Origin of the sequence: Xanthomonas theicola (genome assembly GCF_014236795.1) — a bacterium.
GTDB lineage: Bacteria > Pseudomonadota > Gammaproteobacteria > Xanthomonadales > Xanthomonadaceae > Xanthomonas_A > Xanthomonas_A theicola.
The window spans coordinates 1867544-1885492 of the sequence record NZ_CP049017.1 but is presented as its reverse complement, the minus strand read 5'-3'; the positions used below and the strand labels follow the sequence as shown (position 1 = coordinate 1885492).

The window sequence follows — 17949 nt, the reverse complement described above, 5'->3', positions numbered from 1 at the left end:
ATGGCATTTACGAAAGAGCAGATCACCGCGCTCGAGACCGCGATCGCGTCCGGCACGCTGTCCGTTCGCTACGGCGATCGCGAGGTCCGGTACCAGAACCTCAACGCGATGCGCGCGGTCCTGACGCAGATGCGCGGGGAGGTCGAAGGCGCCGCCGGCGTCACCCCGCGCCCGCGCCGAAGCACCATGCGTCTGTACCAGTCCGGCACCGGCAATGGCTGAGGTCCAGGAGAGCTACCGCGCCGCGGGTTTCGGCCGTCGGCTGCGCACGCTGCAGCCGGTGATGCGTGGCCCAAACTCGGCCATGTTGGGCTTGCCCACGGTGCTGGCGCGCGCGCGGCACCTGGCGAGGAATGACCCCTGGGCCGTCAGCGCGCTCAACAAGAGCGTCTCGAACGGCATCGCCACGGGCATCCAGGCGAAGCCGCTGTGGGGCAGCGCGGAGCTGAAGCAGCGCGTGGCCAGGCTGTGGAAGCGCTGGATGAAGCACAGCGACGCCGATGGCGTGCTCAACTTCTATGGTCAGCAGGCGCTGGCGTGGCGCGAATGGAAGGAGGCCGGCGAGGTGTTCGCCCGCCTGCGCTTCCGGCGTCCGGAAGACGGGTTGCCGGTGCCGTTGCAAGTGCAGCTGATCGAATCCGAACAGTGCCCGCGCAGCTACTACTCGACCGCGAGCAACGGGAACGCGATCCGCGAAGGCATCGAGTTCGATGCCATCGGGCGTCGGGTCGCCTACTGGATGTTCCGGGAGCACCCGGGCGACCAGTCGATGACCGTCAATGGCAACGAGCTGGTGCGCGTGCCGGCCGAGCAGGTGATCCACCTATACAGGCCCAACCGGGCCGGCGCGTTACGCGGCGTGCCCGCCTCGGCTGCGGTGCTGCTGCGCATGTTCAATCTGGATCGGCTCGACGATGCGGTACTCGAGCGGCAGGCGATCGCGAATCTGTTTGCGGGGTTCTACACCGTGCCGGAGGTGCCCGACGATGGGACCGGCGGCGGCACGCCGATGGTGGAAGACCTGCAGTCAGGATTGGATGCCGACGGCACGCCGCTGGCCGGCTTGGAGCCGGCCACCATGCAGGAGCTGCCGCCGGGATATGGGGTCCAATTTTCCGAGCCGCCCGGCGCTGGCGCCGACTACGCTGAGTTCCTGCGCGGCCACCTGATGGCGATCGCCGCCGGCCACGACATCCCCTACGAGGTGCTGACCGGCGACCTGCGCAATGTCTCCGACCGGGCGTTGCGCCTGATCCTTAACGAATTCCGCCGGGTGATCGAGGCGGACCAGTGGCTGTACATGATCCCGATGTTCTGCCAACGCGTCCGCGATGGCTGGTTCGACCAGGCGGTGCTGGCGGGCCTGCTGGAGGTGCCCGGCTACGCGGAACTGCGCGATGACGTCACCGAGACGCTGTGGGTGCCGGAGGGCTGGCCCTGGAGCCATCCCGTGCAAGACGTCGGTGCCGAGAAAGCGGCGGTGCGCGCCGGTTTCAAGTCGCGCGACAAGGTCATCCTCGGCGCCGGCGAAGATCCGGAGCAGGTCGACGAAGAGATCAGGGCCAGCAACGCCCGGGCGGACAGTCTTGGCCTGGTGCTGGACAGCGACGCGCGCCGCACCAACACCTCGGGCGCCGCGCAGAAGGATGCGGACGCCGCCGGCGGCGACGACGCATCACCAGACCCCAACGAACAAGGAAATCCCGATGACCAGTAAGCCCGGCCTCCTGGCCCGCCTCTTCGGGCGCAGCAAGCGCCCCGTCGTCGCATCGCTGGCAACGGCGGCGCTCAACCAGCCGTTGCTGGTACACGCCGCCATGGGCGAGGCGCTTATCGGTGCCTACCTCGAAGGCGCCGTGACCAGCGACGACACCGTGCTCACGTGCGATCGCATGGTGATCGATGCCGCGTCCACCGTGACGCTGCTGCCGCCGGAAGAAGCCCCGCCGGCGGAGCGCGCCGGCACGACCATCGCGGTCATCAACGTGACCGGCGGCCTGGTGAATCGCCCGATGCCAGGCCCCAGCGGCGGCGGACCCGTCAGCTACGCGGCGCTGCGCGACGTGTTCGACGAGGTGATCAGCGACGACGGTATCGACGCCGTCGTGCTGCGGCTGGATTCGCCCGGCGGCATGGCCGCGGGATGCTTCGACCTGGTCGACCGCATCCACGCTGCGCGCGGTTCCAAGCCCATCCATGCGCTGGTGGACGACTGTGCGTATTCGGCCGCCTACGCCCTGGCCAGTGCGTGCCACGAGATCTGGGTCAGCCGCACCGGCGGCGTCGGCTCGATCGGCGTGGTCGGGTTCCACTACGACTGGAGTGGCAACAACGCGCAGGTGGGCCTCAAGGTGACGCCGATCTACGGCGGCGAACGCAAGATCGACCTCAATCAAAACTTCCCGATCAGCGAGGAGGCGCGGGCCGCGGCTCAGGCGGAGATCGACATGCTGTACGGCCTGTTCGTGGAAACGGTAGCGCGCAACCGCGGCATGGACGAAGCGGCGGTGCGGGCCACCGAGGCGGCTACCTTCCGCGGCGCCGGCGCGGTGTCGGCCGGATTCGCGACGAGGTTGGGAACCTGGGATGACCTGGTCGCACAACTGGGTTTGGCCTCCGCTGCGCCGCCCGAGCAGCCCGGCGATCCCGATGCCGGCGAAGAGAGCAGCGCGGCGGCCGCACCTGGCGCCGCGGCCGACGCCGTCGTGACTGAAGCTGCCGCGGTTGACCGCGCGAACCTCGGCGCTGATGTCGCCGCTGTGGCGCCGCGGCTCGCCGTCGCCGCACTCTCCGAGGCGGTCGCCGGCAGCGAACTGCCGGCTGAGCTGAAGGTCGCACTGATCCGCCGCGGTCCACGCGCCGACGAGGATCCGGCCGCGGCCATGGCATACGCGGTGGCAGTGCGCGATGCATGCGCCGCGGCGACGCGCGGCGGCGAGAGCCTCGCAGCCGACTACATCACCAGCAACACCGATCTGGCCGCGGTGCGCAGCCAGCTGCTGGCGCTGAAGGCCGAGGAAGGCCGCGCCGCACAGATCGTGACCACTCTTCCGGCATCGGACGCCGCGAAGCGGGAGGCCGATGTCAAGGCTTCCCTCAATCCCGCAACCATCTACCAAAAGCGAGGCAACTGAGATGGAAATTTCCCGAGCTGGCGTCCGCAACGCCGAATTCCTGCTTTCTGAGAGCAACGGCGAGCGCAGCCGCGAGCTCGTCTATATCCCGGCCGGTCAGGGCATTCTGCCCGCTGGCACGCTGCTGAAGGCCGACAACACCAAGGCCGTCGACGGCGCCGACGCGATCAAGGTGCTCTACGGTCAAGTCGATACCGGTAAAGCCGGCGGCCTGGCCGTGAAGGGTACGGCGGTCGCGCGCGATGCCGAAGTCCACGGCGAGCTGCTCGGCTGGGCGGCCGATACCACCGCCGACGAGAAGCTGCTGGCGGCGCAGAGCCTGTCCGCCTCCGGCATCTTGATACGCTGGACCTCCGTGCCGATCAAGTCCGGCGCCGCGCACCACCTGGAGTTCACCCAGGTCCCCGTGGCCGGTGTGACCGGCCAGTCGATTGGCCCGGTGGTGGCGCAGATCAAGGACGTGTTCGGCGCCCTGGTCAAAGGCAGCAGCGCGTCCGCCACGCTCACCAAGACCAGCGGTTCCGGCACGCTCACTGGCGGTGGCGCCAAGGCGGCGGTCAACGGCGTCGTTACCTGGGACGCGGTCGCGTTCAGTGCCGCAGGCACTTTCACCCTGACTGTCGCATCGTCGGGCCTCACCTCCGACGTCAGCGACGACATCGTCATCACCGCCGCCTGATCCGCCAACCCCGCTTTTCCCGGGCCCCGCTGACGCGGGGCTTTTTCTTTTCCGACGTATGAGGAAACACCCATGGATCTGCAAACCCTCCTGGCGCTGGGCGTCCTGAGCCTCGACGCGCTGAATGCCTACATCAACAACCTGCCGCGCGTGCCCACCCGCATCGCGCAGCTGGGGCTTTTCAGCGAATCCGGCCTGACCGGAACCAACATCGTCAAGGTCGGCATCACCGACGGCAAGCTGGTGCTGGTGCCCAATGTGCCGCGCGGCTCGCCGGGCCAGCCGAAGAACCTGGAGCGCGGCAAGGTCAAGCTGTTCGAGACCGCGCATCTGCCGCAGCGCTCCACCGTCATGGCGGACACGCTGCTCAATGTCTATGACCCGACCACGGATCCGGCCGGCGACAGCGTCGCAGCGGTGGTCAACGCATTGCAGCTGGTCCACCGCCGCGACGTCGACTACACCATCGAGTACCACCGCATGGGTGCGTTGCGCGGCCAGGTGCTCGACTCGGATGGTTCCGTGATCTGGGACATGTACCAAGAGTTCGGCGTGGAGCAGATCGTGATCCCGATGGGCCTGGGCACCGATAGCACGAAGGTCCGCCCGAAGCTGCTGGCGGTGAAGCGCCAGATCGAGGACGTGCTCGGGGGCGTCCCCTACAGCGGCGTGCGCGTGTTCTGCAGCCCGGAGTTCTTCGACCTGCTGATCGACCACAAGGATGTGCGCGATGCGTACGCGCGGTTCCAGGAGGGAGCCGCGCTCCGGGACGACCCGCGCGCGGGCTTCACCTTCGCCGGGATCGTGTTCGAGGAGATGGTCGGCGCTGTGGGCGGAACGCCGTTCATCCCGGCGGGCGAGGCTCTGGCGTTCCCGATGGGAGTGCCGGACATGTTCATCACCCGCTTCGCGCCGGCCGACTACATCGAAACGGTGAAGGGTACCGGTCTGCCGTACTACAGCAAGATCGCGAAGCTGCGGATGGACAAGGGTGTCGAGCTGGAGAGCCAGTCCAACCCGATCAACCTCAACACGCGGCCGCGCGCGGTGATCCGCCTGAAGGCGAGCGGCACGGCCTGATCGGCGCAGCCCGGCCCACAAGCGTGGGCCGGGCCTGCGGGATAGACCATGAGCGACATCAGAATCGAGGTCGACGCTAACAATCTGTTGGGTCGCCAGTTCACCGAATTGGAGCGCGACCAGCTGCCGTTCGCGGTTATGCAGGCATGCAACGCGACGGCGTTCGAGATCCGCGAGACGTGGAAGCGGACAGCGCCACGGGTGTTCGATCGGCCGGCGCCGTTGACTGTCAATGCGGCGATGTACCGGAAGGCCACAAAGGACAAGTTGTTCGCGGAGATTTTCCTGCGCGACGAGACCTTCAAGGGCACGCCACCGTCTAAGTACCTGCTGCCGGAGGTGCAGGGTGGAGGGCGCCGCCAGAAGGGGCTTGAGGTGCTTCTGCAGGCCAAGGGTTTGATGCCGCGAGGCCATTTCGCGGTCATCGGTCGTGGCGCCACGCCTGATCAGTACGGGAACGTGCGGGGAGGGCAGATCACCGCGATCCTTTCGCAGCTCAAGGCGCAGCGCGACGACTACCAGAACCAGAGCAGCGGCAGCGTCCGCCGGCGCGCCTCACGCCGTAAGCGTGGTGGCAAGTACTTCGTCCTGACGAAGCAACGCGGGCGGCTCAAGCCCGGCATCTACGAGCGCATCGACACCGGTTTCGGCAGTGCCGTGCGCAGCATCTTCTTCTTCACCGCGCGCGCCACGTACAAGCCGCGCTACGACATCTTCGGCCTCGCCCAGCGCACCTGGGACAAGTTGATGCCGTTCTACCTCGATCGCGAGCTGGAGAAGGCAATCCGGACCGCTTTCGACAGGACCCGACCATGAGTCAACGAGATTTTCTGCAGCGCTTCGATGCGGCCGCCTTCTCTGCATTCTCCGCCGTCGGTATCGCTGACGCCGCCAACTACCTCGCGCCCGGTGGCACCGAACCACTGCCTTGCACCGTGACCGTCGATCGCGATGTCGTGGACTTCGGTGATGACGGCGCCCCGGTGAGCGCCCCGCAGACGCTGGTGTCGTTCCAACGCGCCGAGGTCGAGCCGGCACGCCTGGGGCGCGTCGTTCTGCCCGGCGAGACGTTCGTGCTCGAGAAGCGGGTGCGGCAGGACGAGTCGCGTAGCCAGTGGGTGGTGGCGAATGGCTAGCCCGCGCGCACGGTTGCGCGCGGCGATGGGCGAATGCCTGGGCCGCATCCGTAGGGTCGATGGATTTGCAACCGACGCCGGCCAGGCCTTCACGCTCGAACCTGGCCAGGTCGATGCGGATGAGAGCGCAGTCCTGACCGTCCTGATCACCAAACAGCAACGCGCGACCCAGCCGGCGCTGGTGCGCACCCATCGCCTTACCACGGCGGCCGTCGTGATCAAGGTGCCGTCGCCCCCGGGCGCCGAGCAAAGCGAGCTCGACGACGCGATCAGTGACGTGGAGACTGCGTTCACCGGCCAGCAAAGCCGATTCCCTCAAGGAATCGAGTTCCCGCAGTACGTCTCGATGGAGCCCGTACCGCCCGAGCCCGGCTCCGGCTGGGTGGGCGCGGTGGTCACCTACCAGAGCCACATCCCGATTCAGTAACGCCGCCCAGCGGCCAACCAGAAGGACCAATCCATGGCACTTAACTCTCCCGATTACAGCTACCTGGGCAGCGGCGAAATCCACCTGCGCAAGCGCGGCGCCCCGAAGCCGTTCCGCGGCATCGGCAACTGCTCGGCCTTCAGCTTCTCGCCGCAGACCAACCGCATCAATCTGCTGGACTCGACCCAGCCCGGCGGCGGCAATCGCAACTCCGTGGATCGGATCACCGAGGTGCAGGTCAGTTTCACGATGCACGATTTCAGCGCCGAGAACTTCGCCGATGTACTCCGTGGTACGGCCACGAACATCATCGCGGGGAACGCCGTCGATGAACCCGTGGTCGCGTACAAGGACGGCGTCACGCCTCTGCTCAATCTGGCAACCGAAATCACCGCCGTGAAGCCGGCGAGCGGTAGCACGACCTACGCGAAGGGTGACGATTGGGACATCAAGAACGGGGCGCTCTACATCCCTGCCGGATCCTCGATCACCGAACCAGCTTCCGGCGCCTCCAACCTGAAGGTGTCCTACTCCTTTGGCGCGGCCGAGCGCTTGCAGGCGCTGGTCAACCCGAACGAGGAATACGAGCTGCTGTTCCTCGGCTTCAACGAAGCGCGAAGCGGCAAGAAGGTGCGCGCTCAGGCCTACCGGGTATCGGGTGGCGTCATCGGCGAGCTGGCGCTGATCGGGGAGCAGCACGGCGCTGGCACCGTGACCGGGACCATCAACAAGGACACGAGCAAGCCCGCCGGCGTCTCGCAGTACTTCACCTGGGACGCCGAGAAGTGAGCGACGACGTCGATGTGATCACGCCGCCTGTTCGGCGGATCGCCTTGCGCGGCGAGTCGCTGGATATCTCGCCGCTGACGCTTGCGCAGGTCGGCCCCTTCATCACCGCAACCCGGCCCATCATCGGCCGGGTCTTGATCGCTGCGAGCATGGCGGGCGCCGGCGGCACCATTGAGGTCGCTGCGCTGATGATGGACATCCTGGAGCAGGACGGTGCCGCCTTCGCGCGCGCGGCGGCGATCGTGACCGGTCGGCCGGAGGACTGGATCGCCGGCGCTTCGTTGGCCGACGTCGCGGGACTGGCGGAAGCGGTGGTGGAGCTGAACGAGGATTTTTTCGGCCAGCGCCTGCCGAGCCTGATGCTGGCGGCCAGCAAGGCCATTCCCGCAGCGGTGGCGACGCAGGCGCAACCGGATGGGCAGACATCCTCCACCACCTGATCGCCAACGGCCATCAGCGAACCGACGTGCTGACCTACACCCTGGCCCAGGCCAAGGCCTTCACCGCATCTGCAGCGCGTGACGAGCTCCGGCGCGACCGAGAACACGAAGCGCGCACTGCGATGGCCGTGCGGATGGCGATGGGGCTCGAGCACCCGGCCTGGACGAAGTACATCAACGAGCTCACGACGTAATGGCTGATCAGTCCGCAAATCTGCGCGTCCGCATCAGTGCGGACGTCAACGACATCAAGCAGGGCCTAGCCGTGCTTCGGGGCCAATTGTCGGACCTGCGCAAGGACGCGGGCCGCTCGATTCCGTCCAACAACGCCATCACCCAGCTCGGCGTCACCGCTGGGCAGACGGCCAATGCGATGCGCCAGCTCCCGGCGCAGTTCACGGACATCTTCACCAGCCTGCAAGGCGGTATGCCCTGGTTCACCGTGCTGGTGCAGCAGGGCGGTCAGATTAAGGACAGTTTCGGCGGTGTTGGTCCCGCTCTATCTGGCGTCTCGGCGGCTGTCGCAGGCATGGTCAATCCGTTGACAGTCACTGCTGTCGCTATCGCGGCCGTTGCGCTCGCCTGGAAGCAAGGAAGTGACGAAGGCACTGCATTCCGGCAGGCGCTGATCCTGACTGGTGATACGTCGGGGCGGACGGCCGAGCGGCTTGCCGAGGTGGCCGCGGAGATGGACGGCCTGGCTGGTGTGACCACCGCAAGCGCCGCAGCTGCCCTGACCCAGGTGGCCGCGACCGGCAAGTTCACTGCCGATCAGATGGAACTGGTTGGCATCGCCGCCGAGACCATGCGGGCGGCTACCGGCCGCTCCGTGGCCGACACCATTGCAGAGTTCGTCAAGATCAAGGCAGATCCTGTCGCTGCGCTGCTCGAACTCAACGAGACGATGCACTTTCTTGATCAGACGCAGCTTGCGAACATCAAGACGCTGGTCGAGCAAGGCAACCAGGTCCAGGCGGTAGCCGCCGCATTCAAGATTTACTCAGACACGCTGAAGGATCGATCGGCGGAGGTCAGCGAAAACCTGGGATACATGGAGAAGGCCTGGCGGGCAATCCGTGGAGCAGCGTCCGAAGCTTGGGACGCGATGCTCGGGGTGGGGCGCGATGCCACAGCAGCAAGCAGGATCAAAGAGTTGCGATCCAACATTGAGGGTATCCGCTCCGGTGGAGCTGTCTATCAGGGGATGAGCGAGTCCAGCAAGGCCAAGCTGATCGCGCAGTTCGAGCAGCAAATCGCCGACCTGCAGAAGCAAGCAAACAAGAAGCCGGTCGAGGTGAAGTTCGCCGGCATCTACTCTGAGGTGGACTCCGCCCAGGCCCGCGCGCACGCCAAGTTCGAAGAGCAGGGCACGCAGTACCTGAGCAAGCAGCTCCAGCTCGAAGAGCGCATCAAGGACATGCGCAAGCTCGCGGCGGAAGCGGGCATCACCGACACCAAGGTGCTGCAGCAGCGTGAACAGGCGATGCGCGCCGCAGCGGCACCAAAGAATCAAGGCGTGGCCTCGTCCGGTCGCTCTGCGGGCGTGCAAGCGCTGAAGGATGCGTGGGAGAAAGAGGATGCGCAGATCGTCACGAGTACCAAGGTGCTTCAGGCGCAGTACCAGGCACGCGAGGTCACTGCGGAGACCTACTACCAGCGCATGCGCGACCTGACGCAGCAGGGAACCACGGGCGAAGCCCAGGCGCTGCAGAAGCAGATCGACTACCTGAAGAGCCGGAACCTCGCAGGCAAGGACGCGATTGATGTCGGGAAGCAGGTAGGCCAGTTGGAGGCCGAGCTCGCGAAGGTGCGCACCGAGGGGGCCGCCAGGCTGGAAGTCCTCTCCGCGGAAGAGCGGAAGTTTCTTGAGCAGCGCAAGCAGGCGATCGCGTCCTACAAAGCAGCGTTGGACGCCAGCACCACTGCGCTGCAGGAGCAGATGGACGCGATGGTCGCGCGCGTGGGTTCCGGTGATCGCGAGTACGAGGTCCAGCAGAGGCTGAACGACGTTTACCGTGAGCAGGCTCAGCGGCTGACAGAGCTGGCGCTGCAGAAGAACGCCGGCCGCATCGACGCGGAGACCGCCACTGCGGAAGAGCAGGCCGTTCGCGCGGCCACCGAGCACCGTGTACAAGTGATCCGGGACGGATACCTGCGAATGGCGGAGGCGCAGGCCGATTGGTCCTCTGGCGCCTCGGCCGCGTGGGCGAACTACCGCGACGAAGCACTGGATGCCGCTGGTCAGGTCGAGAGCGCCTCGACCTCTGCGCTCAGCAAGTTCGAGGACATGGTCGTCAAGGCGACGAAAACCGGGAAGCTCAGCTTTTCCGATATGGCCGATTTGATCATCGCGGATATAACGCGGATCGCTGTGAAGCAAGGTCTTACTGGGTTGCTCGGCCTGTTCGGCCAGTCGACAGCAGGCGGCGTCCAGCGCGAAGCCATTTCCCTGCAGGGCTGGGACACCGGCGGCTACACGGGGCCAGGCGGCAGGCTGCAGTCTGCCGGCATCGTGCACAAGGGGGAGGGCGTCCTCAGCCAGGGCGACATCGCTGCGATCGGCGGTCCAGGTGCATTCCTATCAATGCTGCGGGCGATTCGTGGCAAGGGATATGCCAGCGGTGGTCTGGTCGGCATGTCCACAGTGCCGGCAGCGGGCTCCCGCGGTGCGGGCGATTTGGCCGTCGAGATCAACAACTACTCGGGACAACAGGCGACACAGCGTGAACAGATCCAGCGTATGCCGGATGGAACGGAGCTCAGGAAGCTAATCGTTGATATCGGCGCCGCCGACATAGCGGGTGGCGGGAAGATGGCCGGTGCCATGAAGAGCCGCTTTGGCCTAAAGGAAGCACGCTGATGGCATCTCTGCCTGGATACGTTGGCATCCTCTATGACTCGTATGGAGAAGAGTTCGACCCGGCGGTTATTGAAAGCGAGATGGAGCGCGGTCCGGCCAAGCTTCGCGTCGGCAATTCGCAGGTGGTGATGAAGCTTCCGGCAACGCTTGATTTCGCCACGCTCGACGATGCGGAAGCTTTTGAGGATTGGTACTTCACGGTCATCAAGCGGATCGACTGGTTCGACATGGCGCATCCGCGGACGGGTCGGACGATCCGCGCTCGCTTCGAGAGCGGCAAGATCGGCAAGCTGCAGCTGGTGCCTGGCACCACGCCTGGCGCCCAGCGAGATGTCACCTTCGAGTACATGCGATGAGCAGTTTCACCGAGCGCAAGCAGCGCGTAACCGACACGTCGGGCGATTTGGTCTTTTTAGAGCTGTCGGCGCCCTCCTTCACCGCCACCCTGCGGCTGGTCAACGACACGCGCAACTGGGTGTCCAACGGCAACGAGTACATCGGGTTTCCGTTCGGCTTCACCCTGCCGGAGGACACCGCCGGGCAGACGCCCAAGGCGCAGCTGCGGATCGACAACGTCGGGCGCGGGATGACCGACGACTTGGAGCGCTTGCAGCCCAACGAAACGGTGATGGCCAAGCTACTGATCTCCGACCGCGCCGACCCCAACGCGATCGAGCGCACGTTCTACCTGCCGCTGACCGGCGTAAGCGTCAATGGAGCAACGGCCACGGCAAGCGCCGGCGTGGACTTCATCATGCGGCAGCAGGCGGTGAAGCTGCGCGCCACGCCGTACACGCTGCCGGGCATCTTCTCGTGATGCGCGCCGAGCAGGTGGAGCGGTTCACCGGTATTCCCTACGACGAAGGCGCGATGGACTGCGCCGACTTGGTAGCGCTGGTCCAGCGCGAACTGTTTGGCCGGCACGTGTGCATGCCCAGCAACCGCCCGCGCGGCATCGCAGGGCAGGCAGTGATGGGGGCCATGTCACGCGTGTATGCCAAGCCGGTTTCTCGGCCGTCGGACGGCGACCTGGTGCTGATGTTCGACAGGGGCCGTCCGCGCCCAGGCCACGCCGGCACCTACTTCCACCTCGCGCACGAGGGCTGGGTGCTGCACACAAACAGTCGCCTGGGCCTGAGCGTGCTGCACCGCGCACGCGAACTGGCTGATTTTGGTGCACGCATTGAAGGGTTCTACCGATGGGTCTGATGGATGCCAAGCCGCTGGATGGGCAGCTGGTCGTGACGCCGCACCCGGTGCTGCTGGACGGGCAACGCCACATCCCGATGGACCTGCGGCCGGGGGAAAGCTTGTACCTGTTCCTGCAGCGCCACATTACCGATCTGGACGGCGAGCAGTGGACCGTCGCTATCGGCGGGCGCATCGTGCCGCGCCACCTGTGGCACCACGTGAAGCCCAAGGATGGCCAGGTGATCGAGGTACGCGGCGCGGTCGGAAAGAACGCGCTGTACATCGTGGCCTACGCGGCGCTGATCTACTTCACCTTCGGCTTCGGCGCGGCGACCGCGGGCGCGTGGGGTGCCGGCTACGTTGCTGGGAGCTACGGCGCGCTCGCCGCCACTGCGGTGTACGTCGCCGGCTCCATCGTCATCAACAAGGTACTCGGGCCTAAGCTGGAATCCGCGTCTGGTGCAAGCGCGGACAGCGTCTTCTCGCTCAGCGGATCCCGCAATCAGTCCCGACCGTATGAACCGCTCGGCTTGCTGTTCGGCTCGGTGCGCATCGCGCCGGACATCGCGAGTCTGCCGTATACGGCCTACGAGGCGAACGATCAGTACCTGAGCATAGTGCTGTCGCCGGGCATCAACGTCGATCGCATCGACACGATGTACAACGGGGATGCGCTGCTGTCCTCGTTCGAGGGCGTGCAGGTGTTCACCGCTGGCATGCCTGGCATGCCACAACAGCAGATCCCGCTCTACAGCAATGCCGACACCGTCGCCGGTGGTGAGCTGGATACCGACGAGAAGAAGGGTGTGCCCAGCGCGTGGGTGCTTCGTACCACCTCGGCCGGCACCATCCGGGTCCAGGTGGAAATGGAATTCCTCCTGTTGGACACGACCAGCAAGGGCAAGCCCAAAACGAACAAGGAGACGATCCAGGTCCAGTATTGCCCGACCGGCACCGACGCATGGCAGATGCTGGGCACGCGCACTGTCCAAAACGACGACCAGAACACCCAGCGGGTCTCGATCGCGGCCGATGTGGCGGAAGGGCAGTACGACGTGCGCGTGCGCATTGCCGGCCTGAACACCGATGGCAGCGGCGCCACCGCCAAATTCACCTGGTCCTCGATGACCAGCGTGCAGCGCGACACGGCGACCTACGCCGGCATCGCGCGCATCGGCTTGCGGATCAAGGCCACTGGCCAGCTGAGCGGATCTCTGGACGAGGTGCGCTGTGTCGCGCACCAGCGGGCGATACCGTTCTGGCGCGATGGCGCGTGGACCGTGGCCACGACACGGGAGACCGGCACGTCCAACCCCGGCGCGCAGATGCTGGCCTACGCGCGCGGCTTCCGCGGCGAAAACGGAAAGCTGATCGCCGGGATGGGTCTGACCGACGAGCAGATCGATATCGAGGCGTTCAAGGGCTTCATGGCCCACTGCGAGGCAAACGGCTACACGTATGACTTTTGGGTGCGCGACGCGCGCAGCCACGACGATGTCATGGATGCCGTCGCCCTGGCCGGCTTCGGGGAAAAGACCTGGGCCGGCGGCCGGTTCTCGGTGGCCTGGGCCGGCGATGGGCAGCCGCTGTCGGGCATCGTCAACATGGCGACGATCAAGAAGGCGTCGTTCCAGGTGGACTACACCCTGGCGAACGCCGCCGACGGCATCGAATACACCTACTACGATCGTGCGACGTGGGAGACCAAGACCCTGCGAGTGGCCGCGCCGGGGGTCGAGGCCATGCTCAACCCTGCCCGGATCACGGGCGAGGGCATAACCGACGAGGCGCGCGCCGCGGAGATGGCGCGCTACCACCTGGGGCAGTCGCTCTACCAGTACAAGGAAATCAGCTACAGCACCGATATCGAGTTCCTCAGCTACCGCCGTTTGTCGATGCTGGCGCTGCAGCACGATCTGACGCAGTGGGGCTACGGCGGCCGCATCCGCCAGGCCGTCATGGGTGCCGGCCGCGTGGTGACGCTGCAGCTGGACGACCCGGTGCCGCCGCCGGCATCCGGCAACGCCTACATCGGCCTGCGCATCCCCGGCGAACGCGTGTACCGCGTCTTCACCATCCAGCCGTTCGCCGGCGAGCGGGATGTCGTCGTGCTCGGCGAGCCGTGGCCCAACGACGCCCCATTGCCCGGCGATGCCGACGACAACCCGGCACAAGACACGATCTGGATCTACGACTTCAAGCAGACGCCGGGGTATCGGGTGCGCGTGGTGGCTATCTCGCCGGAGAGCGAGCTGCAAGGCGCCAAGGTGACCGTGGTCCCGGAGCCGCCCGAGCTGTGGGTCTACGTCAAGACGGGCGAGTACATCCGGCCGCCCAATCAGTCTCTGTTGCAAACCCGGCCAGTGGCCAGCGACTTGCGGGTGACCGAGAACCAGGTAGTACAGGGCGACACCGTGTACACCGAGCTGCAGGCCACGTTCTCGATCAGCGGCCCGGTGGGTCGCACGGTCGTACTGTCGGACCTGGACGGCAATCTGGAGCTGGAGCAGGTGGCCGAGACCACCACCCGCACCGCGCGGTGGCGCATCCCCGGCGCCGGCACCTACGCCGTGGTGGTGCGGCCATTCAATCCGGACGGCCTGCAGGGCGTGTCGGTGTCCGGCACCTACACCACGACCGGCGCCGGCTCGGCGCCGGTGAACGTGGACTTCGCGCAGATCGAGGAACTGGCCGGCGGCATCCGGCGCTATTCCTGGGGCTTCAACGCCACCACGATCCAGTCGCCGGACTTCGCTGGCGTGCAGGTGCGCTACATCGCCGGCAGCGTGCCGACGCCCAACTGGGTGGACATGACGCCGCTCGGCGATGCCGACGGCTACCACGCCATCGCCTTCGAATCGACCGCGCCGGCGGCTGGGAGCTGGACGTTCGCGTTCCGCTCGATGAACACCAGCGGCACCCTGTCCAACAAGATGCTCACGCTGCAGAAGGTGCTGGCCAAGAACCTGGGGCAGGAGCTGGTCGAGATCGTGCAGCAGCTGTCGTTGAATGAGCAGCGCCTGACCAAGGCGATCGAGCAAGTGGACCAATACTCGGCCGCGGTGATCCAGCAAGAAATCAATATCAGCCAGATCAATGGCCGGGAGGTCCAGAACCGCGCGTACATCGCCGAACTGCGTGAGACCAAGATCGACGCAGGCCAGGCCAGGGCCATGGTGACCGAACAAGTGGGCGCGCAGACCGGCGACCTGCGCGCGACGGTGCAGCAGCACAGCGAGGCGATCACCAACATCAACGGTGACCTCAGCGCGTATTACAACATCAAGGTGCAGCTGGACGCCAACGGCCGGCGCTACCTTGCCGGCATCGGCCTGGGCATCGACATCTACAACGGCGTGACGCAGTCGCAAATCGTGATGCTCGCCGACGGATTGGCGTTCATGACCACCGCGTCCGACGGCAACTACTACAAGCCCTTCCAGGTCGTGGGCGGCATCGTCTACATAAATGCAGCGATGATCAAGGACGGGTCGATCACCAACGCCAAGATCGGCAACGAGATCCGCTCCGATAACTTCGCGTGGAACACCACCAGCGGCGTCTATACCGGCTGGCGCATCCTCAAGGACGGCACGGCCCAGTTCGGCGGCGACGTGACGGTGCGCGGGAACATCTTCGGCAACAAGATCATCGGCGAAGTGCAGAAGAAGACAATCGCGTCATGGGCCGGCAGTGTCAACGCGGCATCCAACGCGGTGGTCTACGCGTTCACCCTCGGCGCGCCGTTGCTGGACGGCGAGTCGCATGTACCGTTCCTGCAGCTCACGCTGGACGTGGAGAACAACGGCGGCGACCCGGCGCGAGGCAACTGGTTTGTGGACCGCCAGGTCGGCACCGGCTGGGTGACGTTGAAGAACAAAATGCACTACCTGGGCGGCAGGGAGAACGCGACCATCTCGATCACGATCTCCGACGCGGCCACCACCACCGCTCAGAACTACCGAGTGCGCGCCGGCGACGCCAACCTGCGTAGCGGCAATTTCCTTTTCACCGCCATGGGCGGCATCGCAATGGGGGTCCGGTAATGGCCGACGACGTGACGAACGCACAGCTGGCCAGCGACATAGCCGGCCTGGTCGGGAAGTACAACGTGTTCACCGCGCAGCAGATGGGGTTTTTCACCACGGACGCAGAGGTGGCGACGATCAACAACCCCGACGGCGACGCGATCGAGGTGCCAAGCCTGAAAGCGCTCCTTGCCGGCAATTCGGTCTCGCAGCTGGCCGCCGGTGCCGGCAGCACCTTGGTGGGCACGAAGCTGGCCATGGCGGGCGCTGTGGCGCGCACGGTGGGCGCCAAGCTGGCGGATTTCCTGTCGGTGAAGGACTTCGGCGCGAAGGGCGATGGAACGACCAACGACACTGCCGCCCTGCAGGCGGCGATCGACAGCGGCGCGGCTTGCCTATGGTTCCCCGCGGGCACGTACATCAACACCGGCCTGGTCGCGCGATCAGGACAGCAGTGGTTCGGCCAGGGCTACGCCCTGTCGGTCCTGTCCTTCCCGCAGGTCAACGTGGCGCGGCCGCCGGGCGCCTACGGCATCAAGTCCGTGGGCGACCTGTCCGACTTCCACGTCGAGGGCATCGGCCTGCGCGGCACGCTGCGGGTGCAGACCAGCACTGACCCCGCCGGCCAGGCGCTGTTCGGCCTGCACCTGCGCGGCGGGTCTGTGCAGCGCGTTTCGTTCACCCGGTGCCGCATCTTCGAGTGGGGGTCGCAGTCGATGGGCACCGGCGGCGGTGCCGCGCTGGGCGCGACCGCTGGCACCGGGAAGCTGTTCACCGATGTCGCGTTCTCCGACTGCATCATCGAGGACAACGCGAACGTGCCGGGCCTCTACTTCGGCGGGATCAGCACCTACACGACCACCATGGAGCGCATCAAGGTCGTGAACTGCCAGTTCCGCAATACGCTGCCCTACGCCGACCAGAACATGGTCTACATCCTGGGCGATACGTCGCTGCAGGCCAAGGACGTGCAGGTGGACGGCAACACGTTCTCGATGAGCGAGAGCATCGACGTGTGCGTGGAGATCAACTACGCGTCCGGTTTCTCGGTCAACGACAACACGGTCACGGCCAGCGGCGCGGCGGACTGCACGGGCATCCTGCTGCGCTCCAACTGCTTCGACGGCACCATCAACGATAACCGCATCACGAACCTGGGCACCGGCTGCGCGCAGCACGACGCCATCGCGCTGGTCAACCTCAATGCCGGCGAGGTGCAGGACAGTGTCACGATCAGCGGCAACACGATCGGCGATTTCGGCAAATGCCTGATCAACGTCTCGCGCTGGTCGAAAAATATCAACATCTCGAACAACGTCCTGGTGTCGCGCCGCAAGCGCACCAGCTTCCTCATCGGCCTGGCGTCGGTGTGGAACTCGCGCGTGCACAACAACACGCTCGCCGGCGGCTTCAACGCGATCATGATCGGCGGCGGCGACAATGGGGCGTACCAGCTGGATATCAGCGAGAACCGCATCACCGACTGCGGTTATGCCGGCTACTACATGATCGACTCGCCGACCGCGAGCGAGAACGTGACCCACCTGCGCGTCTACCACAATTCTGTCGGCGACATGGTCAGCGGCAGCGCCGGGTTCATCAATACCCCTTACCTCGCCGCCACGGGGAACCGCGTCAGCAAGAACTACATCACCACCGGCACGTACATCAACCCGTCCTTCATCGGCAATGTGTTCCGTTGGGATACCGCGGCGAACAACAACGGCCAGTGCTTGAACGGAACGGCCTACGGTTTCGCGCAGGGTGCAATCGACTTCCAGGGCGGCGCGAGCGATCCGGCGGTGTACACCATCGGAGCGAACCTGGACGGCAGCGCGCCGGATGTCGCGTTCGGGGACGCCATGATCGTGTCGTGCACGGTGCCGCTGCCTGGGGTCGTGGTCACGCCCTACTTGGAGGCCGCCGGCAAGGTCCGCATCAACGTCGCCAAGGTCGCCGCGGGCGCGCTGAGCATCCAGGCCGGCAAGTGGTGGGTGCGGGTCATCAAGCGGGTGGGGTAGGGTCAGAAACCTCCGACCCACCATCGCACCCTGTCCAATCTGGAGCTGCCGACCGCCGGCCGACATCAAGCGTGCGCCGCTCGCCTGCTCCTGAAAACAACGAGAGCACCCATTGCGCCCCAATGGTTCCACGGCGCTGCCTCCTGAAAACGAACGTCCCTCTA

Annotated in this window: 17 protein-coding genes; all 17 read left to right on the top strand. The window is 65.9% G+C overall.

All coding sequences use genetic code 11. The features are described 5' to 3' along the window. Positions 1–222: a phage head-tail joining protein gene (locus G4Q83_RS08590; protein WP_128420719.1), complete on the top strand. Its 222-nt coding sequence runs from the start codon at positions 1–3 to the stop codon at positions 220–222. Beyond that, the gene (locus G4Q83_RS08585; RefSeq protein ID WP_128420718.1) at positions 215–1717 is read left to right on the top strand and encodes a phage portal protein; all 1503 of its coding nucleotides are present in this window, start codon (positions 215–217) and stop codon (positions 1715–1717) included. The genes G4Q83_RS08590 and G4Q83_RS08585 overlap by 8 nt, the downstream gene beginning before the upstream one ends. Beyond that, complete coding sequence (locus G4Q83_RS23230) at positions 1707–3134, top strand: S49 family peptidase (protein ID WP_170069173.1); 1428 nt, start codon at positions 1707–1709, stop codon at positions 3132–3134. The genes G4Q83_RS08585 and G4Q83_RS23230 overlap by 11 nt, the downstream gene beginning before the upstream one ends. A 1-nt stretch (position 3135) precedes the next feature. Continuing rightward, positions 3136–3813 (top strand): head decoration protein, encoded by a 678-nt coding sequence (locus tag G4Q83_RS08575; RefSeq protein ID WP_170069172.1) that lies wholly within the window; start codon positions 3136–3138, stop codon positions 3811–3813. A 72-nt stretch (positions 3814–3885) separates the two neighbouring features. Further along, entirely contained in the window at positions 3886–4893 is a 1008-nt protein-coding gene (locus G4Q83_RS08570; protein WP_128420717.1) for a major capsid protein, read from the top strand. A gap of 48 nt (positions 4894–4941) precedes the next feature. Beyond that, complete coding sequence (locus G4Q83_RS08565) at positions 4942–5709, top strand: hypothetical protein (RefSeq protein WP_128420716.1); 768 nt, start codon at positions 4942–4944, stop codon at positions 5707–5709. Continuing rightward, positions 5706–6029 (top strand): head-tail joining protein, encoded by a 324-nt coding sequence (locus tag G4Q83_RS08560; RefSeq protein ID WP_128420715.1) that lies wholly within the window; start codon positions 5706–5708, stop codon positions 6027–6029. The genes G4Q83_RS08565 and G4Q83_RS08560 overlap by 4 nt, the downstream gene beginning before the upstream one ends. Further along, positions 6022–6456, top strand: a complete 435-nt coding sequence (locus G4Q83_RS08555; protein ID WP_128420714.1) for a hypothetical protein — start codon at positions 6022–6024, stop codon at positions 6454–6456. Before G4Q83_RS08560 ends, G4Q83_RS08555 begins: the two co-directional genes overlap by 8 nt. 33 nt (positions 6457–6489) lie before the next feature. Continuing rightward, positions 6490–7245 (top strand): phage tail tube protein, encoded by a 756-nt coding sequence (locus G4Q83_RS08550; RefSeq protein WP_128420713.1) that lies wholly within the window; start codon positions 6490–6492, stop codon positions 7243–7245. After that, positions 7242–7685, top strand: a complete 444-nt coding sequence (locus tag G4Q83_RS08545) for a hypothetical protein (RefSeq protein ID WP_128420712.1) — start codon at positions 7242–7244, stop codon at positions 7683–7685. The genes G4Q83_RS08550 and G4Q83_RS08545 overlap by 4 nt, the downstream gene beginning before the upstream one ends. Positions 7686–7711: 26 nt before the next feature. Beyond that, positions 7712–7879 (top strand): hypothetical protein, encoded by a 168-nt coding sequence (locus G4Q83_RS08540; protein ID WP_158255035.1) that lies wholly within the window; start codon positions 7712–7714, stop codon positions 7877–7879. Next, positions 7879–10545: a phage tail length tape measure family protein gene (locus tag G4Q83_RS08535; protein WP_128420711.1), complete on the top strand. Its 2667-nt coding sequence runs from the start codon at positions 7879–7881 to the stop codon at positions 10543–10545. The genes G4Q83_RS08540 and G4Q83_RS08535 overlap by 1 nt, the downstream gene beginning before the upstream one ends. Beyond that, entirely contained in the window at positions 10545–10901 is a 357-nt protein-coding gene (locus tag G4Q83_RS08530) for a hypothetical protein (RefSeq protein WP_128420710.1), read from the top strand. The genes G4Q83_RS08535 and G4Q83_RS08530 overlap by 1 nt, the downstream gene beginning before the upstream one ends. Beyond that, a complete protein-coding gene (locus G4Q83_RS08525) occupies positions 10898–11362 on the top strand; it encodes a DUF1833 family protein (RefSeq protein WP_128420709.1) in 465 nt (154 codons plus the stop codon). Before G4Q83_RS08530 ends, G4Q83_RS08525 begins: the two co-directional genes overlap by 4 nt. Continuing rightward, entirely contained in the window at positions 11362–11754 is a 393-nt protein-coding gene (locus G4Q83_RS08520; RefSeq protein WP_128420708.1) for a peptidoglycan endopeptidase, read from the top strand. The genes G4Q83_RS08525 and G4Q83_RS08520 overlap by 1 nt, the downstream gene beginning before the upstream one ends. Further along, on the top strand, positions 11745–15782 hold the full coding sequence (locus G4Q83_RS08515; RefSeq protein WP_128420707.1) for a host specificity factor TipJ family phage tail protein: 4038 nt from the start codon (positions 11745–11747) through the stop codon (positions 15780–15782). Before G4Q83_RS08520 ends, G4Q83_RS08515 begins: the two co-directional genes overlap by 10 nt. Next, positions 15782–17785 (top strand): glycosyl hydrolase family 28-related protein, encoded by a 2004-nt coding sequence (locus tag G4Q83_RS08510; protein ID WP_128420706.1) that lies wholly within the window; start codon positions 15782–15784, stop codon positions 17783–17785. The genes G4Q83_RS08515 and G4Q83_RS08510 overlap by 1 nt, the downstream gene beginning before the upstream one ends. Positions 17786–17949 lie beyond the last annotated feature (164 nt).